The following is a 24,020-nucleotide window of genomic DNA, read 5'->3' on the forward strand; positions in this document are numbered from 1 at the left end:
TAAGAAAATAATCTTATTTTAATATTTTTAAAATATTGTTATGATAAATTATATACGCGATAATAAAAAAATGTAAAAACATCTTGAATATTCCTTTCTTTTCTACTATACTATACAAGAAAAGAAAGGAATGAGGCTGATGATAGTATTTGAGGAAAGTAAAAAAGTGAATCAAAAAGCCTTATTTTCATATTTTTATTGTTGTTAGACATATCATTTTTGTTGATATGTTTTTTTATAGTAATAAAGGAGGATAACTATGAAGGCATACTTAATATTAGAAGACGGTAATGTGTTTGAAGGCAAAAGTATTGGAGCAATAAAAGAAGTTGTAAGTGAATTTGTTTTTAATACTTCAATGACTGGATATTTAGAAGTATTGACAGATCCTTCTTATGCTGGGCAATCTGTCGTGATGACATATCCTTTAATTGGTAATTATGGTGTTTGTTTAGATGATCAAGAATCATATAAACCACATGTCGAAGGGTTTGTTGTTAATGAGCTTGCAAGGTTAGGGAGTAATTTTAGAAAAAATATTGAACTTGAGGATTATTTAAAACAACATAATATACCAGGAATTCAGGGAATTGATACGCGTAATTTAACGAAGATCATCCGTAGTAAAGGTTGTATGAATGGAATGATTACAACTAATAAATATGATGATTTGACAGAAGTAATGAAAAAAATTCATGATTTCAAAGTAACTGGTGTAGTTGAAAAGACAACTTGTAAAGAAAGTTATATCCTTGGTGATGGAATAAAGAAAGTTGCTCTGTTGGATTATGGAGCAAAAGCAAATATAGCTAAAAGTTTAGTTAGACATGGCTGTCAGGTAACGGTATATCCTGCTAGTACTACTGCTGATGAAATTTTAGCTAACGACTATGATGGAATTATGTTGTCGAATGGTGCTGGAGACCCGGCAGAAAATGTGCAAATTATTGAAGAAATCAAAACTTTGGTAAAAAGTGGAAAACCAATTTTTGCAATATGTTTAGGACATCAGCTTATGGCTTTAGCACATGGTTTTAAAACAGAAAAAATGAAATATGGACATCATGGTGCAAACCATCCAGTTAAAGATTTAAAAACAGGGCGAGTATACATCTCAACTCAAAATCATAATTATGTAATTAAAACTGATTCGATTGATGAAACTGTAGCAAAACCATGGTTTATCAATGTTAATGATAAAACGATCGAAGGTTTAGAATATTTAAATGAAAATATTAAAACAGTACAATTTCATCCTGAAGCATGTGCTGGACCTTTAGATACAGATGCGTTATTTGAAGAGTTTATAAAGATGATGGAGGTAAAATAAGATGCCAAAAGATAGTAGAATAAAAAAAGTATTAGTTATTGGTTCAGGCCCAATCATTATTGGTCAAGCAGCAGAATTTGATTATGCGGGAACACAAGCTTGTCGTGCTTTAAAAGAAGAAGGTGTCGAAGTCGTTTTAATTAATTCTAACCCGGCAACAATTATGACTGATAAAGATATTGCAGATAAAGTTTATATTGAACCATTAACTGTTCCTGTTGTTAAAAGTTTAATTATTAAAGAACAGCCTGATAGTATTTTACCTACTTTGGGTGGTCAAAATGCTTTAAATATTGCAATGGCTTTGGCTGATGAAGGATTTTTGGAAGAGCATAATGTGCGAACGATCGGAACTTCTACTGATACGATCAAGTTGGCTGAAGACCGGTTAGAATTTAAAAATCTGATGGAACAAATTAATGAACCATGTGCGGCTTCAATCGTAGTTAATCATGTCGATGATGCAATTGAATTTGCCCAAAAGATCGGATATCCGGTAGTTGTAAGACCTGCTTATACTTTAGGAGGAACTGGTGGGGGAATTGCTCATGATGAACAAGAATTGCATGATATTTGTTCTAATGGGTTAAGACTTTCAAGAGTTAGTCAATGTTTAATTGAAAGATGTATTGCTGGCTGGAAAGAGATCGAGTATGAAGTAATGCGTGATGGTGCTGGCAATTGTATTACAGTATGTAATATGGAAAATTTGGATCCAGTTGGTGTACATACTGGTGATAGTATAGTTGTAGCGCCAAGTCAGACTTTATCTGATAAGGAGTATCAGATGTTAAGATCATCAGCTTTAAATATTATTACAGCTTTGAATATAAAAGGTGGCTGTAACGTTCAATACGCATTAAATCCTAATAGCTTTGAATATTGTGTTATTGAGGTAAATCCTAGAGTAAGTCGTTCTTCGGCTTTAGCTAGTAAAGCTACAGGTTATCCAATTGCTAAATTAGCAGCTAAAATTGCATTAGGATATAATCTTGATGAAATAATTAATGCTGTTACAGGTAAAACATATGCTTCTTATGAGCCTACTTTGGATTATATAGTTTGTAAGATTCCTAAATGGCCTTTTGATAAATTCGTAGATGCTTCTAGAGAATTAGGAACTCAGATGAAAGCAACCGGAGAAGTTATGAGTATTTGTAATAATTTTGAAGGAGCATTAATGAAGGCTTTGCGTTCACTAGAACAAAATGTGTATTATTTGCATTTAAATGATCTTGAAGGTAAAGATCAAGAGTTTTTGCGGAAAAAATTGAAAGATGTTGATGATCAAAGAATTTTTGCAATTGCTGAGGCTTTGCGGCAAGGAATTAGCGAACAAGAGATTCATGATATTACAAAGATCGATGTGTGGTTTATTGATAAAATCAAACATTTGATTGAAGTTGAAAATGAACTTAAGAATAATGAATTAACGGTTGAATTATTACAAAAAGCAAAACGTTTAGAATTTCCTAATTTAGTTATTAGTGAATTAACAAATAAACCGATAGATGAAATTAAAATAATGTGTAAAGAAAATGATATCACTGCAGTATATAAAGTAGTTGATACATGTGCAGCTGAATTTGATGCAACAACGCCGTATTATTATTCAGTATATGGAGGAGTAAATGAAGTTGATCCAGCTGATGATAAGAAAAAAATTATGGTACTTGGATCAGGTCCGATTAGAATTGGTCAAGGTATTGAATTTGATTACTGTTCTGTTCATTGTGTCTGGGCTTTAAAAGAAGCTGGATACGATACGATTATTGTTAATAATAATCCAGAAACTGTAAGTACAGATTTTGATATTGCGGATCGATTGTATTTTGAACCTCTTACTCCTGAAGATGTCGAAAATATTGTTAATATTGAAAAACCAGACGGTGCAATAGTCCAGTTTGGTGGTCAGACTGCAATCAAATTAACTAAAGCCTTAATGGAAATGGGAGTTAAGATCTTAGGGACTTCAGCTGATGATGTAGATGCTGCTGAAGATCGTGAGCGGTTTGATGAAATTCTTGAAAAATGTCATATTGATCGGCCACGTGGATCAACAGTATTTACGATTGAAGAAGCATTGGAAGTTGCGAATAAATTGAAATACCCTGTTTTAGTAAGACCATCATATGTTTTAGGTGGTGCGGGAATGGAGATTTGTTTAAATGATGGCGATGTTAAAAAATTTATGAAAATTATTAACCGCCAGTATCAAGAACATCCTATATTGATTGATAAATATTTGGCTGGTAAAGAAGTAGAAGTTGATGCTATTTGTGATAAACATGGTATTTTAATTCCAGGAATCATGGAGCATGTAGAACGAGCAGGAGTACATTCGGGTGATAGTATTTCAGTTTATCCATCACAAAAAATCAAAGAGCACATAAAAGAGACTATTGTTGAATACACAAAACGACTTGCTAAAGCCTTAAATGTAATTGGCTTGATTAATATTCAGTTTATTGTATATGAAGATCAAGTTTATGTAATTGAAGTAAATCCACGTTCTAGTCGTACGATACCATATATTTCTAAGGTAACAGATATTCCTGTAGTTGATGTCGCTACACATGTAATTATGGGAAAATCAATCAAAGAACAGGGGTATGAGTATGGTTTAGCTCCTGAAAAAGAAACTGTCGCTATTAAAATGCCAGTTTTCTCGTTTGAAAAAATCAAAGGTGCTGAAATTAGTTTAGGGCCAGAAATGAAATCAACAGGTGAAGTCTTAGGAATTTCTAAAGATTATGACGAAGCTATATATAAAGCATTTATTGGTACGGGTATTAATTTACCTAAGAAAAAGAATATCATTTGTACAATTAAGGATTCAGCAAAAGAAGAATTTTTACCAATAGCAAAACAGTATTATATGTTTGGCTATGATCTATATGCTACAGAAGGAACTTATAATTATTTAAAAGAACATGATATACCAGTTAGTTTGGTAAATCGGATCAATGCTAAAAATAATACTTTATTTGATTTGATGCTGACTGATACCGTAGATTTGATCATTGATATTCCGACAAGAAATAATAATTTAAAAGATGGTTTTTTGATTAGGCGCTTTGCTGTTGAAGCTGGAATTCCGATTTTTACTTCTTTAGATACAGCTCAAGCACTAATTACAAGTTTGGAAAAACGTCATAAAGGTGATACGTCATTAGTAGATATCACTAAATTGAAATAGTCAGTTAAATTTAAATAAAAAGTATTTTAAAAACTGTATAATCATTAAATAAAAGACAGGTAGATCCTCAATATATAGGATTTACCTGTTTATTGTTAGCTAAAAGTATATAAATATTTTGATTTTAAATTCTATTAAATATGTTATTCATAAGATAAGGATGCAAGAAAAAATGATAGTTTGTAAGTATTTTAAAGTAGATAATAAAAAAGACATCTTTTTGATTATTACACAATCAATAAAGAGTCTTATATAATATTAAGAAGTTTTTAATATATTTATAAAATATTCATTATGTTCTATTGCCTTAAATACTAAAGCGCCAATAATCAAAACAATTAATTCACCGATTGCTACATATAATGCATTAATTAAATATGGAATTTGATAAGCATACCAAAGTTCACCGCCAACAATCAAACCGGTAATCATAGCTCCTATAACAGCAGCTAAATATCTGTTTTTAATTATATACATAGCAATGCAAACAATAATTGTACTAGTTGTTCCAAAAATTACATCTAATAGCCCCATTGGTGAAAATAAATTAGCTATAATACAACCTATTACTAAGCCAGGGATGTATTTTTTATTATAGAATGCTAAAAAAACCATAATTCCGATAATCTAAATTGAATTTCGGAATAGGCAATAGGTGAGATTGCTAAAGTGAGGGCAGCATAAACACTTGCAATCATTGCATTGACTACAATCAGTTTTACTGAAATACTTCTATTCATTATTTAATTCCTTTCATTGAATTATTTTCACTTATATGTCACCTCATTGAAAACAAAGTTATTATATATGATTTTTGTTAAAATAACTATACTTTTGTTGATTATATTTATTTAATTAAAATTTATGTATGTTGATTTAAAATAAAAAGTAATATAAATAATATTATGTAGGTATTAAATGGGATCAATTATAATATATATGTTGTGTAATTACAGGTTTAGCCGGTGTATTAATGAAATTAAGAAAAATAATTTGTTATTATCAGTAAAAAATAAAAAAATTAAAAAAAATTATAATTTTATTATGAATTATCACAAAAAAATATTATAATTATAGTTGAGGTCCTTAATATACATTAATTTATTAATATTTAAAGTTTAAATTAGTTTTTTAAATCTGCTTGTATAAAGTGTTAAATATTTAATGTTTTTTGCACTTTTTGGGATTGTACAAGTAGAAATACTTAAAAAGATAAAAACATAAATAAAAAGTACAAAGACTAGTTTGATAGATATTGGTAAAATATATGGTGTAAGATTAAAGGGCTTACAATTAGGTCAAGCGAAGGGAGGAATTTATATGCCTAATATAGTTCTAACAAGAATCGATGAACGTTTGATTCATGGACAAGTAGCTACTCAATGGTCTGGAAGTGTTGGAGCAAATTTATTATTAGTTGCCAATGATAAAGTTGCTGAAGATACATTTAGACAAGGGTTAATGGACATGGCTGCTCCAAGTTATGCACAAACACGTTATTGGACAGTTGAAAAAACAATCAATACGATTCACAAGGCAGCTGATCGACAAATGATTTTTATCATTTGTGATAACCCTCATGATGTTTTGCGATTAGTCGAAGGTGGAGTACCAATTAAAAAAGTAAATATTGGTAACATGCATATGGCTGAAGGAAAACGTCAAGTAGCTACATCTGTTGCAGTAAATGACGCTGATGTAGCAGCCTTTAAAAAATTGATGGATTTAGGGGTTGAATTGGAAATTAAACGTGTTCCAGATACACCTGCTGAAAACATCGACAAATTATTTAAATAGGAAAAGGAATCTGTACAACAGATAATGAAAGGAGAACGAACATGGATGTAAACATTATCCAAGCATTATTGGTTTTTATCGTTGCATTTATCATGGGTATTGACCAATTCAGTTTCTTGGAATCATTGTATCAACCAATCGTAACATGCCCTATTATTGGAGCAATCTTAGGAGATTTCCAATTAGGTGTTGTTGTTGGTGGTGCTTATCAATTAATTCAGATTGGTAGTATGCCAATCGGTGGGGCACAACCACCAAATGCAATTTTAGGTGGAATTATGGCAACAGTTTTCGCAGTTTCTTTAGGAATGGAAGCAACTGCTGATGGTGTAGGAGCTGCAATGGGGTTAGCTATTCCATTTGCAGTATTTGGACAATATGCTGTAACTTTAACATTTACAATTATGTCAGGTATGATGTCTAAAGCTGACGAATGTGCAGCTAATGCGGATGTAAAAGGAATCCGTAACATTAACTTGATCGAAATGGGAATCTTAGGTACATTATTTGGTATCTTAGCTGTAGCTGGTTTATATGGTGGACAAGCTTTAGGAACTACTTTAAAAGAATTCTCATTTGAATATTCATGGGTAATGGCTGGTTTAGACGCAGCTGGTGGTGCTATGAAATTCGTAGGATTTGCTATTTTAATGAAAGTTATGATGTCAGGAGAAATGTGGGGATTCTTACTTGCAGGTTTTGCTATGGCAGTAATCTGTAGTGCAATTGAATCAGTTTCTGGTGCAACATTGTTATTATGTGCATTTGTAGGTGTTGCAATTGCAATTTATGACTTCTTAATTCATACAAAAATTAAAAATAATGTAGGAACAAATACAGGAGGTGACTCTGATGGCATATAATATTCCTGAAAGATATCAAGATCTAACACCAGCTCCTCAGTTGGATAAAAAGACTTTAAATAAAATGGTTTGGATGTCATGTTTCTTACAAGCATCATTCAACTATGAAAGAATGCAAGCTTGTGGTTGGTTATGGGGTATTTTACCAGGTCTTCAAAAAATCCATACAAATAAAGAAGACTTAAAAGCTTCTATGGCTCACAACTTAGACTTCTTAAATACTCACCCATTCTTAGTAACATTCGTTATGGGTATCGTTTTATCACTAGAACAAAATAAAGCTGATACAAGCACAATTCGTTCTGTACGTATTTCTGCAGCTGGTCCATTAGGTGGTATCGGTGATGCATTATTCTGGTTAACATTAGTACCAATCGTTGCTGGTTTAACAGCAAATATTGCTATGGATGGTTCTATTCTTGGAGCAATCTTATTCTTAGTTATTTTCAACGCATTCCAATTTGTAATTCGTTGGTGGTTGATGCACTGGTCTTATGGATTAGGAACAAAAGCAGTTACTATGCTTACTTCTAATGCAAAAGAATTCACTCGTGCAGCTAGTATTTTAGGTATTTTCGTAGTAGGTGGATTAATTGCTACTTATGGTTCAACTAGCTTACGTTTATATGTAGGAGATCCTGCAATTAATATCCAAGGATTATTAGATGGTATTTTACCAAAATTATTACCATTATTAATTACATTAGGAATCTATGTTTTAATTAAAAAAGGATGGACTCCTGTAAAATGTATCTTATTAATTCTTGTTGTTGGTATCGTTGGATGTGCATTTGGTATCTTTGCTGGTGATTCTAAAGCTATGGATGCTGATGGTAATACTATCCCAGGTGGATATACTCCACTTGTAGAATGGTATGAATATCCTACTGAAACTGAATAATCAGATATTTAATATCAGAAATTAAGGGGTATGGTCAAAATTGATCGTGCCCTTTGTTTTTTATAATAAAAAGGAGTGAACTATTGATATGAATTCAATTACAATGGCGATTATTTTTATATTGTTCCTTGGTTTTTTTATTTTTCAAATAGTAAAGAAATTTTTGCTTAATAATCTTGACAGTTCAATTAAGAATAAAGATTATCAGCTTACTGAAAAATTGTCTGATATGACAATATCAAGACGATTTTTAAAAGACTATACTTGTGATTTATATAAAATTAAAGCTTATTATTTAGATAAAAACATCGAAAAATTTGATAAAATGTTGGAATATATTATTAAAACGGATTATAATAATCCAGAAGATAAAAAAGCTTTTTTAGAATTGTATTATCATACTTTTATACTTAAAGAAAATAAGAAATATGCTGATATCTTATTAGAAGAGATTAATAAAAGTAAAGATGAAAATTTTGTTAAGTATAATCAGCAGGCATATGAAGTTATGATTAATAAGCGTAATGATTTAGCAGAAGAGATGGATAAACAAATCGATTCAAAAAAGTTTTATGGTTTTTCTTTAGGTGTAATATTATATATGATTGCTATTCAGTATGAGAGGTTAGAAGATAGTAAGCGAGCTATTACGTATTTTAAAAATGCAGTAGTTTGTTTTAATCCAAGGGAAAAATATTGCGTATCTGCTAAAAAGCATATTGAACAATTAGAAGCTAATAATTAATAGTTTATTCTTTTTTGGAGGTTAAGATGAAATATAAAGCGGTAATTTTTGATTTTAATGGAACATTATTTTATGATACACCATTTCATAATATTGCTTGGCAGAGAGTAACAAAAGAGATAACTGGTAAAGACCTGGATGATGAATTAAGAATTAAGATGCATGGAAAAAATAATAAAGAAATCTTGTATTGTATTAAAGAAGATATGAGTGAAAAAGATAACGAATATTATTCTAAATACAAAGAACAAGTATATCGAAATATCTGTTTAGAACATCCAGATAAGTTACATCTAATAAAAGGTGCAATCGAATGTTTCGATTATTTAAAGAAACAAGGAATTCCTTTTACTATTGCTAGTGCATCGATTAAGGATAATATTGATTTTTTTGTTAAAACATTTGAATTAGATAAATGGTTTGATGTTAATAAGATCATTTATGATGATGGTAAACATACTAATAAGATTAGTATGTTTACAGATGCTGCTAAGTTATTAAATGTTGGAATCGAAGATTGTGTTATTTTTGAAGATAGTAAAACTGGAATTGGATATGCTAAGGAAATTGGTACAGGATTAGTTATAGGAATTGGTAGTGATTTTACTTCTCTAAAAAAATATGGTGCTGATTTCTGTATAAATGATTATACAGAATTTGATTGTGATAAATATTTTTAAAATATAATAAAAATAAAAACGAGGGTAAATACCTCGTTTTTAAAGTTATAATTAGTATAATTTTATTTATATTTGCTTTCGATATTTTGAATACTATATCTAGAAGCTTTTACAATAACATCTTTACTAATTTCTACATCAATAGTTTCATCGTTATTAATTTTTACAACACGTCCATATAGACCTCCTGCAAAAAGAATTCTATTTCCAACTCTTAATGTAGTGTGGACTTCACTGATTTCTTTACGACGTTTCTTCATATTGCGTGCAGAAATTATCATCATTACAATTCCGCATACCGCAATTAAAACACCAACAGTTATACAAGTCCATAAAATAACTTCCCAATTCATTCTTTAAATTCCATCCTCATCATTTGTATCTTCTTTATGGGCAGAGAAAGCAAAACGAACGATGCTGTCTTTACCTGTAGAGATAGCCATGTTAGTTAATGCATCTAATGAATCAACAAATTCTTTAGCCATAGATAATTCGATTACCATTGGTAAATTTGCTCCGCCAATAACTTCCATAGGTTTGTCTTTTTGTACAGAAAGTTCTACAGATGTTTTAAATGGTGATCCACCAGTTAAATCACATAAAAATAAGATACCATCAACATTAGATAATGAATCGATTGCTGAAGTTAATTTAGTACTTAAATCATCAACACTATCCTTTTCTTCAAAGTCAACGAAACACATATTTTCTTTTTCACCAGCGATCAATCTTAATGAAGAACGTAACCCACTAGCAAAATTTCCATGACCAGTTACAATTAATCCTAACATTTTTTATTCTCCTTTGCTGTATGGATATAATATTACACCTTTAACAACACGATTTACTTCTCCAGTTGGACAAGGGTTATCAGGTGTTTTACCCATAGATAATGATTTCAATACAGCTACTGTTTGAGCTAATATAATGTAATCAAAACCAAGTAATATATTATCATATTTACCGTCAATGTCAAATTCAACAACATAATCAACTAATTTTTTGATTTCATCACATTTTCCGTTCATTACAGCAACGATCTTGTTACCTTTTCTTTGACCACTCATTTCTTTGATCAAATCAACTTCATATTGACGAGAATATTCATTATCACTAATATAAACAACTGTTAAAGTGTCATCATCAACAATTGATTTAGGACCATGTCTGAATCCCAATGGAGTATCATACATTGTTACAACTTCACCAGCAGTTAATTCTAGCATTTTTAATGCAGATTCTTGTGCAATTCCTTTTAAAGCGTTACTTCCTAAGTAAACAATACGTTTGAAATCGTAATTATCAACAATTTCTTTAGCTATAGAATATTGATTATCTAAAAAGTTTTGACCAGCTGCAGCAATTTTTTCTACTTCAGCGATGGCTCCATCAAGATTGTCTAAATTAAAGCATAAATATGTTGCTAAGTACATATTAGAAAAACTTGAAGTCATAGCAAATGATTGATCATGAGTTTCATCAGTTAAATTAATAGCAAAGCAGTGATCATTATCAGCAGCTCTTTTTGATAAAGCTCCATCTTTATTACATGTTACAAATAAGTGATATAAGTTTTCACATACTTCTTCTGCTACATCGATTGCTCCAACTGATTCTGGTGAATTTCCAGATCTACCAAAACTTATTAATAATGTTGGTTTAGTTCTTGATAAATAGTTTTCAGGTGTAGCCACTAAATCAGTTGTCCCATATGATTTAGCTTTATAATTTAATTTTTTGTTTAAATATGAAAATAGTGTATTTCCTACGAATTCGCTAGTTCCCGCTCCAGTTAAAATAACATCAAAATCATCTTTTGTAATTACTTGGTCAATAAATGCTTTTAATTCATCTTTCATTGATGCGACTTGTTGACAAGTTTTTTTCCAAGTAACAGGTTGTTGATAAATTTCAGTTAAAGTATAAGTACTTTTTGTTTCACTCATTTGAGTGTCGTTAATACCGAAAATAGTTTTTGTCATTTTTCTTCTCCTTTTCTTTTTATTTTATCTACAATTCACATTATATCAATGAAATTTAAATAAACAATAGTTAAACTAAAAGTGATAATTAGTTTGTTGAAAATTACAAAATTAGTATGTCTAAAATTATAAAATTTCTTGTTTTTTTATAGTTATGTAATGTATGTGCTCATAAAAATTTAATCTAGTAATATATTTTTATTCAAAATTTTGATAAAATATGAAAATAATAAAATCTGTTGATAATTAAAATAGTAACTATTTAAATTAAAAAGTATAAATATTGAAATTAATAAAGTGTTATAATATAGTTATAGTATGTACTTGAAGTATCGATTTTAAGTAACAAATAGGAGGATATAAAAAATGATTATTCAAAGTAAAAAGATTTGGTTAGCAGATCAGTTTGTTTCAGGGCAGATTGAAGTTGTAGATGGAAAAATTATCGGAATCTATGACTACAATGAAAAAGAAGTTGATAAAGATTATGGAAGTAACTGGATATTACCAGGATTTATTGATATTCACTGTCATGGGGCATATGGATTCGATACTAATGATGCAAAAGAAGATGGATTAAGATATTGGCTTAAAAATATCGTTAATGAAGGAGTAACAGCTTTATTACCTACAACTATCACTCAAAGTGAAGAAGTTTTAACAAATGCAGTAGCTAATGTTGCTAAAGTAGTTGAAGATGGTTATGAAGGAGCTGAGGTTTTAGGAATTCATTTTGAAGGACCATATTTAGATATGGTATACAAAGGAGCGCAACCAGAGCAATACATTGTAAAACCTACAATTGAACAATTTAAGAGATATCAAGATGCAGCTCATGGTTTAATTAAATATATTACGATGGCTACAGAAACTGATGAAGACTTTGCTCTTACTAGATATTGTGTAGAAAATGGAGTTGTTGTAAGTATAGGACATTCTGCAGCTACTTACGAACAAGCGGTTAAAGCTTATGCTTATGGAGCACGTTCAATGACACATGTTTACAATGGAATGACACCTTTTAATCATCGTGCTAATGGTTTAGTAGGTGGAGCATATAGAATTAGAAATATGTATGGTGAAATTATTTGTGATGGTAATCACTCTACATTAGCAGCATTAAATAACTATTTTACATCTAAGGGACCAAATTACAGTATTATGGTATCTGATGCTTTAATGGCTAAAGGATCTCCAGCGGGATCAAAATTCATCTTTGGTGGAAATGAAATTGAAATCTATGAAGATGGTAGTGCTCATTTAACTAGTACAGGTGGTTTAGCAGGGTCTACTTTAAAATTAAATCAAGGCTTAAAAATTCTTATTGAAGATGCATTAGTACCTGTAAATACAGCAATTAATTCTTGTACGATCAATCCTGCTAGATGTTTGCATATAGATGATCATAAAGGTGCAATTGGAGTAGGTTATGATGGAGATCTAGTTGTTTTAAATAAAGATTATGAGGTAATTCAAACATATTGTAAGGGGAAGGAAATGATTGATGGCACAAAATAAAAGTAATGACAAAGGAAATATTTCAGGAAGAAATATTTATTTAGACCGTAATGGACAAACGGTATATTATGATTGGCTAACAAAAAAAGGGTATTTAATTGATAAAAAAGATGAAGGTAAATTTTATGTTTACAAAAATCGGTTAGTCTTAGTTTTAATAATAATAATATTATTTAGTGAATATTTTCCTAGTTGGATGCATGCAGTTATAGCAGGAATAGCGATTTATATCGTAGCAGAACTATTATTTAGATTTAGATTTTTGCCAAGTTTAAGACAAACAAGTAAATTTAATCGAGAAAATCGACAAACTTTATTAAAGACAATAGTTGATTCCAAAGAACCAAAAAAAGCAATTTTAAGAGCAGTATTATATTTGGCTTTTGCTGTGTTGATAGTAGTAAATGCCTGGATGATGGAAGCTAGTATTGCTGTATTGGTTGTTAGTGTACTTTTGAGCGTAATGGCATGTTATTGTGTGATCATAAATTTAATTGCATTAACTAAAATGAAATAGTTATAAAAAAAGGAAGTTTTAAGATTATTGAATGTCCCAATGTCATCAGTAAAATTAATTCTTCCTTTTATAATTATTGATGTAAAGTAAAAAGCTGAGCAATATTTTGCTACAGCTTTTTTGAGAGAGAAAAATATATAGACTATTATAAGTTATTATTGATAAATTTGTTAATTGTTATAAGGAATGAGTTTTATTATAATAGTTCATTTTGGTTAGTTGCATATAAATATTCATCAATAGTATTAATAATACGATCGATGATTAATGCTTCAGGATTATTTTCAAGTAATCCTTCACGCACTTTTGTATATTGAATTGGCATAAATTGACTTAAAAGATTTAATGGAATTCCATAAGTATTTAAATTATTGATCAATGTATTAATAGCGTCATTTACATCTGGCAGAGGCATGTAATAACGACAACGATCTGAGAAAGAATATTTACGTTTTAAACGAATTTCTAACTCTGTACCTTGATAATGCTTCTTCCAATACTTATCATCGCTTAACATTGCTTTATCTAAAACTTCTATTAAATCACTTGTCTTTACATCTGTACCATATAGAAGTTCTTTTTCAATATGAGCTAATGCAAATAAAGCTTCACGCATAGCAAATGTTAAACCAGGTCCTACTTTTAAGATACCAACACCATCTTCAACTAATTCTTTTAATTTGATTTTTGTTTGATAATCAGTCGAATGACCCTCAAAAATCAAATTAGGATAATCTTTGATCGAAGCCATTAATTCTTTAGCTTTCTCACGATCATATTCAGTACATCCAGAATCTTTTTCTTCAACACCTGGCTGTACTACTACGGCAATAACATTATCCCAAGCATCTTGTAAACCATTATCTAAAAATGCTTTTTCAAATGTTGCAACAGTAGCCTTAAAATCTTCTACTTTTGTTACAGCGACACCATTGTCTTCACTACCAACAGCTCCACCAGGAATTGGAACTTCGCTACCAACAATATAGATAGGAGCAATTGCATCAGGATCTTTTTTTAATAGCTCAGCATAAGTATCTTGAGCTACTTTAGCTAAATAAGCCCCACGTCTAGCGATAGTTTCATCACTTAAACGAGTATCAGGATCATCATCATTGACCTTCATACTTGTGTCAATATGAATCTTAGTAAATCCTGCGCCTACATAATGTTTAATCAATTCAGTTGCATTTTTCATTGCTTCATCTTCATTAAGATCAGTCCATGTAAGAGGTCCTAGATGATCTCCGCCAAGGAATAATTTACGTTTGTCAAAACCAACTTCTTCAGCAATCTTTAAAACAAAATTCTTAAAATCTAATGGTGTCATACCTGTATAGCCACCGTTTTGATCACATTGATTAGCAGTGCTTTCAATCAATACACATGAATTATCTTGTTTACCACGTTTTAAAGTAGCTTCAATTACATATTTATTAGCACTACATGCTGAATAGATTCCAACAGCTTTCCCCTCTTTTTGAAGAGTTACAAGTTTTTTTAATGGATTAGTATTCATAGTTTTATCTCCTTTCGTCATTATAATAACAATTATCTTTTAAATAGTATTTATAATTGTTAAAAAATATTTTGCACTTTTTAGATGGATTTAATATCAAGTCAGGATATATTAAATAACTTAACAAATTATTATTATAAATATGAAAATTGTGTTATAATCGAAGAAGAAATTAATAGAAAAGAGGAAGGAAATATGCCATTAGTTACAACTAAAGAAATTTTATTAGATGCTCAAAAAAATAAATATGCTATTGGAGCTTTTAACGTCGAAAATATGGAGATGGTTATGGCTGTTGTTGCAGCTGCAGAAGAATTAAAATCACCAGTTATTATGCAAACAACACCATCAACGGTTAAATATGCGAGCTTAGATTATTTTTATGCTAATGCCAAAGTTGCTGCTCAAAATGCTAGTGTACCAGTTGCGATTCATTTAGATCATGGAAATAGTTTTGAACTTGCAATGCAGGCTCTAAGAGTTGGATATACTTCTATTATGATCGATGGCTCACATGAATCATTTGAGGACAACATTAAGGTTACAAAAGCTGTTGTTGATGCTTGCAATCCTTCTGGAGTAAGTGTTGAAGCAGAATTAGGTAAAGTTGGTGGTAAAGAAGATGATTTGGATGGTGGTGATGGTGGATATACTGACCCATTAGAAGCTAAAGAATTTGTAGAAAGAACTGGAGTAGGTTCACTTGCAGTAGCTATTGGAACAGCTCATGGGGTGTACAAAGGAGAGCCTAAATTAGATTTAAATCGTCTTAGCGAAATTAAAGAAGTAGTTTCAGTTCCTTTAGTATTACATGGTACTTCAGGTGTTCCTGATGAAACAGTTAGTGAATGTGTAAGACGAGGTATTTGTAAAGTAAATTATGCAACGGATTTAAGAATTGCTTTTTCAAAAGGAGTTAAAGAATATTTAGCACAAGATCCAGATGCTATTGATCCAAAAAAATATTGTGCTGTAGGACGTGAAGAAGTAAAAAAATATGTAATGTCTAAAATGCATGTTGTTGGTAGTGTGAATAAAGCTTAGATATTTATAAGAATGAATAGAAAGTTAGTCATTGATGGCTAACTTTCTATTTGTAAATTAAAGAAAAAATAATTATTTTTTGATTACAAGTAAAATATCTGTGTATCAATTATCAGAAGAAAATTTATCTGATATTGAAAAACTCCTAATACTGATCAACAATATTTAGGACAACCAGATATAGTATGCACTAAATCAGATAGATTAATTACAGCATATCCAAGGAGATGTAGAAAAGGATTACTGATCATGCAGATTAGTGATGATAATGGTGAGACATGGAATATGGTGCAAAATTCTTTAGAAAAAAGCGATGGCAGTATTAGATGATCTAGAAGTAAGTCAGGCTGAAGTCGATAATGCCAAAGAAGTTTTAGCAAAGGCAATTGCTGGATTGGAAACAAGTAATTCATAAAAAGCTGGTGATACAACAAATATGTTATATCCATTTGCAGGACTAGTGCTTGCAACACTAGCGTTCTATAAAATAGAAAAAAAGATATAAGTAAAGATAATAAAGCAAGGCTTACAGATGTAAGCCTTGCTTAGTGTCTTGAGTATATAAATTTATTTATATATTTTTTTAGCATATTCACTTGGAGTAAGATTAAAATGCTGCTTAAATGTTCTAGAAAAATAATGGATTGAGCTAAAGCCCAGCATAAATGCTATTTCACTAATCGTGTATTTATTTTCACGAATGAGTTCTTTACTTTTTTGTAATTTTATTTGAACCATATAGTTTTTAGGTGAGATTTCTAAGTTGCTTCTAAATAGAGTTTGTAAAGATGAGCGTGAAATAGAAAATTTATGACAAATTTCTTCAATAGTCAAAGGTTCCGTAATCATTTCGTTCATATAATCTAGAATCTCATGCAATAATTCATCTTGAAAATGTTGCATTGATCCTGTTGATACACGCTTTTGATCTATTGATAAATCATATTGTGTTAATAAGATAATGATTTCTTGTAAATAACAAAGCATAAGTGTTTTTGAATATGGTAATGAATTTGAACTAGCTTTAACAAATTTATTGAATATGTTATGAAGTTCATTATCACAATGAAACACACGATTGAGAATTAAATCATCTTCGATAATTTCCATATCAAAAATAACAGTTAGATAAGAACAAGATTTATTGGTTGTGATTTGTTGAGTATGAAATTGTTCAGGTCCATATAGCATTAAATCATAACTATTTAATGTATACGTTGTCCCTTCAACTGTTGTATCGAGACTACCATGATCCACATATGTTAATTCGTAATGCTTATGGGCTTCGCCTTTAAAACGGTAATTAGGACTTTTGATTACATAATAGTAACCAAGAATTTCTTCAATTTTTAATTTAGATACAATTGGCTTATAAACGTATGGAGGATTTAAAAATTCAGTTTTTAAATTGTAATTTGAAGGAGTAATTAAGTAACTTTCAATTTCTTGTGATAAAGGAATAATATTAAAATACTTATTTGCTTCAATTTTTAAATAACGATGAATAGCAAATGTTTCTAATTTATCTGAATCTAGGCTATCACCAATTAAGATGGAAGCAATTCCTTCAGTGAGTTCTATATATACTGCACATGAAAAACAGTACATATGGCTAATAACCCTTCCTGATGTATTTAATTTTCTACATATTAAATTGTCTGTAACTGATAAATGATCTTCATAAGTAGAGCCATATTTTTTAAATTCAATACTTGATGTTTTATTAATCATAGAAAACCTCCTTGTATAATTAGTTGGTCTAATTACACATGTCTAAAATATACATATATAGTATACTTTTTAATACAATTTTTGCAAATGTTATTATTGATAAATTGCAATTATTTTCCATTAGGTAGAAATGGAATTAAGTTAATTGCTACTGCGCTAATTGGCATAGTTTGTAAAATGATCTTACCAGGGCCGGTAATTAGGGTATTAAAAAAACCTTCACCACCTAATAATTTATTTTTAACTCCTTTTATGCTTTGAATCTCCATGGTGCATGTTGCTTCCATCATTGCTAAGTAACCTGTATCAACGATCATTTGTTGACCAGGTAGTAGATCATATTCAATTGCAGAGCCATCAATTTCTAAAAATACAATACCAGTTCCTTTGATTTTTGTCATAATGAAACCTTCACCACCAATTAAGCTAGAAGAAATTTTTTTATTAAAAAATACGGACATTTCAATATTCCCACTTCCAGCTAAAAATGCTGATTTTTGTATAATGATCTCATGTTCGGGATTAACTTTAATAGCTTTTATACTACCTGGAAAAGATGAAGCAAAAGCTATCATTCCATCTTCAGTAGCCTGATAACGGTTTTGAAAAATAGTTTCACCACTAAACATTCTGCCAAAAGCTTTTGATAATCCGCCACTTGTTGTTTCCATCTTCATTACAGGATCCATCCAGCTCATCGCACCGCTATCACTGAGCATATATTCACCTTTTTTTAGATGGCAAATGACAACAGGAAGATTTCCTCCTTTGATTTCGTAATCCATATTGGACCTCCTTGTACATATAAATTTTTACTTAATTGCAATACATATAGGTAATGGAATAGTAAGGGTACTTGCTGTTCGTACTAATTCTTCTTTTTCTTCATTAAATGTTAATAATTCAATCTCATTATCATCTTGAGCGCCTACGATTAAATATTTATCATTAATGATATTAAAATCCCGAGGATTTTTTCCTGTATGAACCATATACAATAATGTTAATTTACCAGTTTCTTGATTAACTCGGTATAAAACGATACTGTCATGGCCACGATTTGAAACAAATAAATGTTTACCAGAGTGGCTTAAACGAATTGCACTAGCACTAGAAAAGCCATGGAAATGATGGGGCGTAGTATGAATTACTTGAATTAGCGTAAAATACTTATCACGATATTTAAAAACCATTATGTTATTAGAAATTTCATTGACAAGATATGCAAATTGTCCATCATGAGAAAAAATCATATGTCGAGGACCCGAACCAGGAACGATATTTAAGGTATGATCTGGAGCTTCCTCTAATTTACCATTTTGATAAGTATACATAATTATTTTATCAGCTCCTAAATCAACAGCGTAGACAAATTCTTTATCTGGTGTAATTCCTACATAATGACAATGGGGTCCAGTTTGTCTTTTAAGTAGGTCAGGACCTAAACCAGTATGATGTATAGCACTAATTTTTTCTTTAATATAATAATTTTCTAATAAATATGAAGCAGTAGCTCCAACGTGATAGTTAGCTGCAAAAAGATAGCGTGAATTATCGCTAATACATAAATGGGTATAAGAACGACCGTTAGAGTTATAATTGTTATTAATGATCAACTCATCTTTATAAATAGAAAAACTACCCAGTCCCCCGCCAGTATTTGAACGGCTAGCATTTTTATAGGCGATATATAAAATATTATTTTTAATGATCATATATAATGGATAATCTTTGGTTATGATATGTTGTACAAGTGAAAATTCTTCTGTATTTTCATTAAAATTAATAATATATATTCCCTTATTATCATTTTTTCCATAACTTGATACATAAAATGTTTGCATATATGAACCTCCTATATCTTATTTTAGCACAAATATTAAATAAAGGGAGCGATATCAATGGATTTTTAAATTATTCTATGTCGGCTTAATCTTTACGTTATACATAAAATGTTATATAATGAGTAAAATAAATTGGAGGGTAGAAAAATGGATGAAAACTTATTATTGACATTACTTCATAATAATGCGCGAATGGAAGTGACGGATTTAGCCATGGCATTAAATGAAAGTGAAGATAATGTTGTTAATGCAATCGATCAGTTGCAAAAAGATAAAGTTATTTGTGGATATCATACGATCATTAATTGGGATCGTACTAATAAAGATAATGTTATGGCATTGATTCAAATCAACGCTACACCTGAAAGAGAATATGGATATGATCGTATTGCTAAAAAGATCTATGCTTTTCCTGAAGTAGATACGATGTATTTATTAAGTGGAAGTTTTGAGTTTGTTGCGATTGTTAAAGGACATACTATGCAAGAAGCCGCCCGTTTTGTTGCCTCTAAATTAGCACCGTTAGATGGTGTAACTGGTACTGCAACAATGTTTGTATTAAAGCAATATAAAAATAATGGTATTAGTTTTGATGACGATGATAAAGAAGCTGCAGAAAGATTATTGGTAACACCATAATGGATTTTAATAAAGTATTAAATGATACAGTAAAAAAGATTCCACCAAGTGGAATCCGTAAATTCTTTGATTTAGCTAATGAAATGGAAGGAGTTATTTCATTAGGGGTAGGAGAACCAGATTTTGATACACCTTGGAAAATCAGAGAAGCTGCAATTTATTCAATTGAACAGGGGAAAACTTTCTATACAGCTAACCAGGGTTTAGTTGAATTAAGAAAAGAAATTTGTCGTTATCAAAAAAGAAGATTTAATTTAGACTATCATTATGCTAAAGAATGTGTTGTTACTGTTGGAGGATCAGAAGCTATTGATCTAGCTTTTAGAGCATTGATCAATCCCGGTGATGAAGTAATTTTATTACAACCAAGTTATGTTGCTTATACGCCTGGGGTAGCCTTAGCTGGTGGAAAGGTCGTTAATATTGAACTTAAAGAAGACAATGAGTTTAAATTAACGCCTGAACTTTTAGAAGCTGCAATAACTCCTAAGACAAAAGCAATCTTATTAAATTATCCAAGTAATCCTACGGGTGGTTTTATGACTAGAGAGGATTACGCTAAACTAGTGCCGATTATTAAAAAACATGAAATAATTGTTATAACTGATGAAATTTATGCTGAATTATCTTATGAACAAAAATTCTGTTCAATTGCTTCGTTTGATGAAATCAAAGATCAAGTTATTTTAGTCAGTGGTTATTCAAAGGCATATGCTATGACTGGATGGCGGTTAGGATATGTTTTAGCTAATGAAGTTTTAACAAAAGCAATGAATAAAATTCATCAATATGTAATTATGTCAGCACCTACCGGAGCACAATATGGAGCTATTGAAGCAATGCGTCATTGTGATAACGAAATTGAAGCAATGCGCCAGGCCTATATGTTAAGACGTAATTATATTGTCAAAGCATTTAATGATATGGGATTGCATACGTTTACACCACAAGGGGCTTTTTATGTATTTCCATGTATTAAATCTACAGGAATGACTTCAGAGCAATTTTGTGAAGAATTGTTAAAAGATCAGTTAGTGGCATGTGTACCTGGAAATGCTTTTGGTGAAGCTGGAGAAGGGTTTATTAGAGTGTCTTATGCTTATTCTATTGAACAAATCAAAGAGGCAACTTCAAGAATCAAGAAATTTTTAGATAAATTAAATAAATAGGAATTAACATTTTTGTTAATTCTTTTTATTTAAAAAATAAAAGATTACATACTTAGAAGTTTAATGTATAAATTATAGCTAACAATATTGTTAAGTGTTTGTAAAGTTAATATTATCCTAGAAAGATTTATACTATAATAGGTAAAAATTTGGAGGTATGTAATAATGGAAAATTATCAGATAGGTCTTAGCAGCAGCCAAGTTCAAGAAAGAATCGATAAGGGATTAGTCAATGGCACTAGCAAATCTGCTTCTAAAACATACTATCAAATATTTAAAGAAAATATTTTGACATTATTTAATTTACTTAATTTTTTAATTTTTATTGCTTTAGTCATGGTTAAAGCCTGGTCTAATACCATTTTTATGGCAATTATTGTATGTAATGCAATAATTGGTATTATTCAAGAGATCAAGGCTAAAAAACAGGTCGATCAATTATCAATACTTACTAAACCACTAATAACAGTAATTCGAGACAGTAGAGTACAAACTATTGATATTAGTAAAGTTGTAATGGATGATATTCTGGTTTTAGAAAGTGGAAACCAAGTATGCAATGATGCAATTGTTGTTGCAGGGATGATTGAAGCCAATGAAGCGCTTCTTACTGGGGAAGTTGATCCAATTAATAAAACAGCGGGATCAAAATTATTATCAGGTAGTAGTGTAGTATCTGGTAAATGTTATGCTCGAGTTATTAGTACGGGAGATAATAACTATGCTACAGCACTTGTTAAAGAGGCTCAAAAAGTCAAAGAAACTAATTCAGAATTAATAGATTCAATGAAAAAGATTACAAAACTTACTACTTTTATGATCATACCGTTAGGAATTATTTTATTTGTAGAAGCATTATATTTAAGACAAGATACTTTATTTAATGCCGTTGTTTTTTCGGCAGCTGGATTATTAGGTATGCTGCCTAAAGGTTTGGTATTACTTACAAGTGTATCATTAGCTAATGGAATAACAAGGTTAGCGAAGAAAGATGTTTTGATTCAAGATCTATATTCTTTAGAAACTTTGGCACATGTTGATGTCTTATGTTTGGATAAAACTGGTACGATAACGAATGGAAAGATGAAAGTAGAACAAGTATTTGAACTTGATTCACTGGAAAATTGTCAAATTGAAAAATTAATGGGTTCCTATTTAAGTGCAAGTGATGATAATAATGCTACTTTTCAAGCCTTGGAAGATTATTTTAGTAAAAATAATATGTATGAAAGTATAAATAAAATATCTTTTTCTTCATTGAGAAAATGGAGTGCTGTAGAGTTTAATGAAATTGGAACAGTTGTTGTTGGGGCGGTAGAAAAGATAATTCAAGATGAATTGTCAGAAGAAATAAAAACTTTTATGGATCAAGGAATGCGGGTTATTGGCATAGGACATACATCAAAGGAAATTAATGGAACAGAACTACCTAAATTAAAGCCATTAATGATAATCGTTTTATCAGATACAATTAGAGATCAAACTAAAGAAACTTTAGAATATTTTCATCATGAAGGAATTAATATAAAAGTAATTTCTGGGGATAACCTTAAGACAGTTACAGCAATTGCCAAAAAGGCTGGAGTTCTTGATTTTCAACAAGGAATCGATATGACTAAAGTTACTGATGATGAAATAGAAAATATTGTTCAAGATTATACTGTTTTTGGTCGTGTTACGCCTAATCAAAAGAAATTGATCGTCAAGGCTTTAAAAGAATCAGGGCATCAGGTTGCTATGACAGGAGATGGTGTAAATGATTTGTTAGCATTAAAGGAAGCAGATTGTTCGATTGCTATTGCTAATGGGAGTGATGCTTCTAAACAAATTTCTCAAGTTGTATTATTAAAATCTGATTTTACTTGTTTACCTGATGTTTTATTGGAAGGAAGAAAAGTTGTAAATAATGTTACGAGAGTGGCAGGTGTTTTTTTCATTAAAACTATTTATACGATTTTATTGTCTTTGCTTTGTGTGATTTGTAATAAAGAGTTTCCGTTTATTCCTTTACAAATTACTTTAATTGATCTTTTGATTGAAGCAATGCCTTCATTTATGACGATTTTTGAATCAGATATTAGAAAAATAAGAGGATGTTTTTTACCTAAGGTATTAAGTAAGGCTTTTAGTAGTGCAATAAGCATTATTATTATTTTTATTTTAATTATGTTGTTAACACCGATTTTTAAATTAAATGATTTAGAATCTGTAACATTAATGTATTTGGTTTTAGGAATTATTTCAATGGCAGCAGTAATTCGTTCTTGCTTTCCTTTTACAAAGTTAAGACTCTTAATTTGTATTATTATGATAGGCGGTTTTAGTAGTGCGGTATTATTATTTTATGAAACTTTAAATCTTGCTAAAATGAGTGTAAGCTTATTTTTAATGGCCTTTGGCTGGTCAGTGCTGGGTCTGTTTATAGAAAGAAAAATTCATTTTATGATGAAAAAAAATAGACGATTTTCATAATTTTTTCAACTTTTTAATTTTAACACCGAAATTTCGGTGTTATAATGGGGGTAACTCGAATCATGAATTT

General features: G+C 30.2%; 20 protein-coding genes and 1 pseudogene. 13 read left to right on the plus strand and 8 right to left on the minus strand.

Annotation, left to right across the window (positions count from 1 at the left end; all coding sequences use genetic code 11):
- Positions 1–259: 259 nt before the first annotated feature.
- Positions 260–1,330, plus strand: a complete 1,071-nt coding sequence (locus tag BR82_RS0101195) for a carbamoyl phosphate synthase small subunit (RefSeq protein WP_027088660.1) — start codon at positions 260–262, stop codon at positions 1,328–1,330.
- A 1-nt stretch (position 1,331) separates the two neighbouring features.
- Positions 1,332–4,529, plus strand: a complete 3,198-nt coding sequence (carB, locus tag BR82_RS0101200) for a carbamoyl-phosphate synthase large subunit (protein WP_027088661.1) — start codon at positions 1,332–1,334, stop codon at positions 4,527–4,529.
- Positions 4,530–4,787: 258 nt separating this feature from the next.
- Here carB and BR82_RS14970 read toward each other — a convergent pair.
- Positions 4,788–5,269 (minus strand): annotated as a pseudogene (locus tag BR82_RS14970) (QueT transporter family protein).
- A gap of 580 nt (positions 5,270–5,849) precedes the next feature.
- Here BR82_RS14970 and agaV point away from each other — a divergent pair.
- The 5 genes from agaV (at position 5,850) to BR82_RS0101230 (ending at position 9,515) form a co-directional block, all read left to right on the plus strand.
- Complete coding sequence (agaV, locus tag BR82_RS0101210) at positions 5,850–6,326, plus strand: PTS N-acetylgalactosamine transporter subunit IIB (protein ID WP_027088662.1); 477 nt, start codon at positions 5,850–5,852, stop codon at positions 6,324–6,326.
- 41 nt (positions 6,327–6,367) lie between these two features.
- Positions 6,368–7,189 carry a PTS mannose/fructose/sorbose/N-acetylgalactosamine transporter subunit IIC gene (locus BR82_RS0101215; protein WP_027088663.1) on the plus strand — a complete coding sequence of 274 codons (822 nt, stop codon included), beginning with the start codon at positions 6,368–6,370 and terminating at the stop codon, positions 7,187–7,189.
- A complete protein-coding gene (locus BR82_RS0101220; RefSeq protein ID WP_027088664.1) occupies positions 7,179–8,090 on the plus strand; it encodes a PTS system mannose/fructose/sorbose family transporter subunit IID in 912 nt (303 codons plus the stop codon). The genes BR82_RS0101215 and BR82_RS0101220 overlap by 11 nt, the downstream gene beginning before the upstream one ends.
- A gap of 88 nt (positions 8,091–8,178) precedes the next feature.
- The gene (locus tag BR82_RS0101225) at positions 8,179–8,835 is read left to right on the plus strand and encodes a hypothetical protein (RefSeq protein ID WP_027088665.1); all 657 of its coding nucleotides are present in this window, start codon (positions 8,179–8,181) and stop codon (positions 8,833–8,835) included.
- Between the two features lie 26 nt (positions 8,836–8,861).
- Entirely contained in the window at positions 8,862–9,515 is a 654-nt protein-coding gene (locus BR82_RS0101230) for an HAD family hydrolase (RefSeq protein ID WP_027088666.1), read from the plus strand.
- Positions 9,516–9,577: 62 nt separating this feature from the next.
- Here BR82_RS0101230 and yajC read toward each other — a convergent pair whose 3' ends face one another.
- Genes yajC through BR82_RS0101245 form a run of 3 tightly spaced genes read right to left on the minus strand, consistent with a single transcriptional unit; the run spans position 9,578 to position 11,497 of the window.
- Complete coding sequence (gene yajC, locus BR82_RS0101235) at positions 9,578–9,868, minus strand: preprotein translocase subunit YajC (protein WP_027088667.1); 291 nt, start codon at positions 9,866–9,868, stop codon at positions 9,578–9,580.
- Between the two features lie 3 nt (positions 9,869–9,871).
- The gene (agaF, locus tag BR82_RS0101240; protein WP_027088668.1) at positions 9,872–10,306 is read right to left on the minus strand and encodes a PTS galactosamine/N-acetylgalactosamine transporter subunit IIA; all 435 of its coding nucleotides are present in this window, start codon (positions 10,304–10,306) and stop codon (positions 9,872–9,874) included.
- A 3-nt stretch (positions 10,307–10,309) separates the two neighbouring features.
- Positions 10,310–11,497: an SIS domain-containing protein gene (locus BR82_RS0101245; RefSeq protein ID WP_027088669.1), complete on the minus strand. Its 1,188-nt coding sequence runs from the start codon at positions 11,495–11,497 to the stop codon at positions 10,310–10,312.
- Positions 11,498–11,863: 366 nt separating this feature from the next.
- Here BR82_RS0101245 and nagA point away from each other — a divergent pair, with 366 nt between their 5' ends.
- Complete coding sequence (gene nagA, locus BR82_RS0101250; protein WP_027088670.1) at positions 11,864–13,015, plus strand: N-acetylglucosamine-6-phosphate deacetylase; 1,152 nt, start codon at positions 11,864–11,866, stop codon at positions 13,013–13,015.
- Positions 13,002–13,532 carry a hypothetical protein gene (locus BR82_RS0101255; protein ID WP_027088671.1) on the plus strand — a complete coding sequence of 177 codons (531 nt, stop codon included), beginning with the start codon at positions 13,002–13,004 and terminating at the stop codon, positions 13,530–13,532. The genes nagA and BR82_RS0101255 overlap by 14 nt, the downstream gene beginning before the upstream one ends.
- Before the next feature lie 196 nt (positions 13,533–13,728).
- Here the strand turns inward: BR82_RS0101255 and BR82_RS0101260 are convergent, their stop codons facing one another.
- Complete coding sequence (locus tag BR82_RS0101260) at positions 13,729–15,051, minus strand: class II D-tagatose-bisphosphate aldolase, non-catalytic subunit (protein WP_027088672.1); 1,323 nt, start codon at positions 15,049–15,051, stop codon at positions 13,729–13,731.
- 84 nt (positions 15,052–15,135) lie between these two features.
- On the opposite strand from BR82_RS0101260, the gene fba reads away from it, so the two are divergent.
- Complete coding sequence (gene fba / locus BR82_RS0101265; RefSeq protein ID WP_240474480.1) at positions 15,136–16,095, plus strand: class II fructose-1,6-bisphosphate aldolase; 960 nt, start codon at positions 15,136–15,138, stop codon at positions 16,093–16,095.
- 567 nt (positions 16,096–16,662) lie between these two features.
- Here the strand turns inward: fba and BR82_RS0101280 are convergent.
- From BR82_RS0101280 to BR82_RS0101290, 3 genes are all read right to left on the minus strand, one after another.
- Positions 16,663–17,826 carry an AraC family transcriptional regulator gene (locus tag BR82_RS0101280; protein ID WP_027088674.1) on the minus strand — a complete coding sequence of 388 codons (1,164 nt, stop codon included), beginning with the start codon at positions 17,824–17,826 and terminating at the stop codon, positions 16,663–16,665.
- 110 nt (positions 17,827–17,936) lie between these two features.
- A complete protein-coding gene (locus tag BR82_RS0101285; RefSeq protein ID WP_027088675.1) occupies positions 17,937–18,611 on the minus strand; it encodes a TIGR00266 family protein in 675 nt (224 codons plus the stop codon).
- A gap of 27 nt (positions 18,612–18,638) precedes the next feature.
- Positions 18,639–19,670, minus strand: coding sequence for a lactonase family protein (locus BR82_RS0101290; RefSeq protein WP_027088676.1), 1,032 nt, complete (start codon positions 19,668–19,670; stop codon positions 18,639–18,641).
- 147 nt (positions 19,671–19,817) lie between these two features.
- Here BR82_RS0101290 and BR82_RS0101295 point away from each other — a divergent pair, with 147 nt between their 5' ends.
- From BR82_RS0101295 to BR82_RS0101305, 3 genes are all read left to right on the plus strand, one after another.
- Positions 19,818–20,309 carry an Lrp/AsnC family transcriptional regulator gene (locus tag BR82_RS0101295; protein WP_027088677.1) on the plus strand — a complete coding sequence of 164 codons (492 nt, stop codon included), beginning with the start codon at positions 19,818–19,820 and terminating at the stop codon, positions 20,307–20,309.
- The gene (locus BR82_RS0101300; protein ID WP_024721943.1) at positions 20,309–21,478 is read left to right on the plus strand and encodes an aminotransferase class I/II-fold pyridoxal phosphate-dependent enzyme; all 1,170 of its coding nucleotides are present in this window, start codon (positions 20,309–20,311) and stop codon (positions 21,476–21,478) included. Before BR82_RS0101295 ends, BR82_RS0101300 begins: the two co-directional genes overlap by 1 nt.
- Before the next feature lie 165 nt (positions 21,479–21,643).
- Complete coding sequence (locus tag BR82_RS0101305; protein ID WP_027088678.1) at positions 21,644–23,950, plus strand: HAD-IC family P-type ATPase; 2,307 nt, start codon at positions 21,644–21,646, stop codon at positions 23,948–23,950.
- Positions 23,951–24,020: the final 70 nt, after the last annotated feature.

Source organism: Thomasclavelia saccharogumia DSM 17460, from assembly GCF_000686665.1.
GTDB classification, from domain to species: domain Bacteria; phylum Bacillota_I; class Bacilli_A; order Erysipelotrichales; family Coprobacillaceae; genus Thomasclavelia; species Thomasclavelia saccharogumia.

Coding starts and splice junctions, on each gene's coding strand:
- BR82_RS0101295 (WP_027088677.1), top strand. CDS start 19,818: ATGGATGAAAACTTATTATTGACATTACTTCATAATAATGCGCGAATG.
- BR82_RS0101215 (WP_027088663.1), top strand. CDS start 6,368: ATGGATGTAAACATTATCCAAGCATTATTGGTTTTTATCGTTGCATTT.
- BR82_RS0101230 (WP_027088666.1), top strand. CDS start 8,862: ATGAAATATAAAGCGGTAATTTTTGATTTTAATGGAACATTATTTTAT.
- agaF (WP_027088668.1), bottom strand. CDS start 10,306: ATGTTAGGATTAATTGTAACTGGTCATGGAAATTTTGCTAGTGGGTTA.
- BR82_RS0101260 (WP_027088672.1), bottom strand. CDS start 15,051: ATGAATACTAATCCATTAAAAAAACTTGTAACTCTTCAAAAAGAGGGG.
- BR82_RS0101225 (WP_027088665.1), top strand. CDS start 8,179: ATGAATTCAATTACAATGGCGATTATTTTTATATTGTTCCTTGGTTTT.
- BR82_RS0101285 (WP_027088675.1), bottom strand. CDS start 18,611: ATGGATTACGAAATCAAAGGAGGAAATCTTCCTGTTGTCATTTGCCAT.
- BR82_RS0101305 (WP_027088678.1), top strand. CDS start 21,644: ATGGAAAATTATCAGATAGGTCTTAGCAGCAGCCAAGTTCAAGAAAGA.
- BR82_RS0101300 (WP_024721943.1), top strand. CDS start 20,309: ATGGATTTTAATAAAGTATTAAATGATACAGTAAAAAAGATTCCACCA.
- nagA (WP_027088670.1), top strand. CDS start 11,864: ATGATTATTCAAAGTAAAAAGATTTGGTTAGCAGATCAGTTTGTTTCA.
- agaV (WP_027088662.1), top strand. CDS start 5,850: ATGCCTAATATAGTTCTAACAAGAATCGATGAACGTTTGATTCATGGA.
- BR82_RS0101245 (WP_027088669.1), bottom strand. CDS start 11,497: ATGACAAAAACTATTTTCGGTATTAACGACACTCAAATGAGTGAAACA.
- BR82_RS0101220 (WP_027088664.1), top strand. CDS start 7,179: ATGGCATATAATATTCCTGAAAGATATCAAGATCTAACACCAGCTCCT.
- yajC (WP_027088667.1), bottom strand. CDS start 9,868: ATGAATTGGGAAGTTATTTTATGGACTTGTATAACTGTTGGTGTTTTA.
- BR82_RS0101255 (WP_027088671.1), top strand. CDS start 13,002: ATGGCACAAAATAAAAGTAATGACAAAGGAAATATTTCAGGAAGAAAT.
- BR82_RS0101290 (WP_027088676.1), bottom strand. CDS start 19,670: ATGCAAACATTTTATGTATCAAGTTATGGAAAAAATGATAATAAGGGA.
- carB (WP_027088661.1), top strand. CDS start 1,332: ATGCCAAAAGATAGTAGAATAAAAAAAGTATTAGTTATTGGTTCAGGC.
- BR82_RS0101195 (WP_027088660.1), top strand. CDS start 260: ATGAAGGCATACTTAATATTAGAAGACGGTAATGTGTTTGAAGGCAAA.
- BR82_RS0101280 (WP_027088674.1), bottom strand. CDS start 17,826: ATGATTAATAAAACATCAAGTATTGAATTTAAAAAATATGGCTCTACT.
- fba (WP_240474480.1), top strand. CDS start 15,136: ATGGATTTAATATCAAGTCAGGATATATTAAATAACTTAACAAATTAT.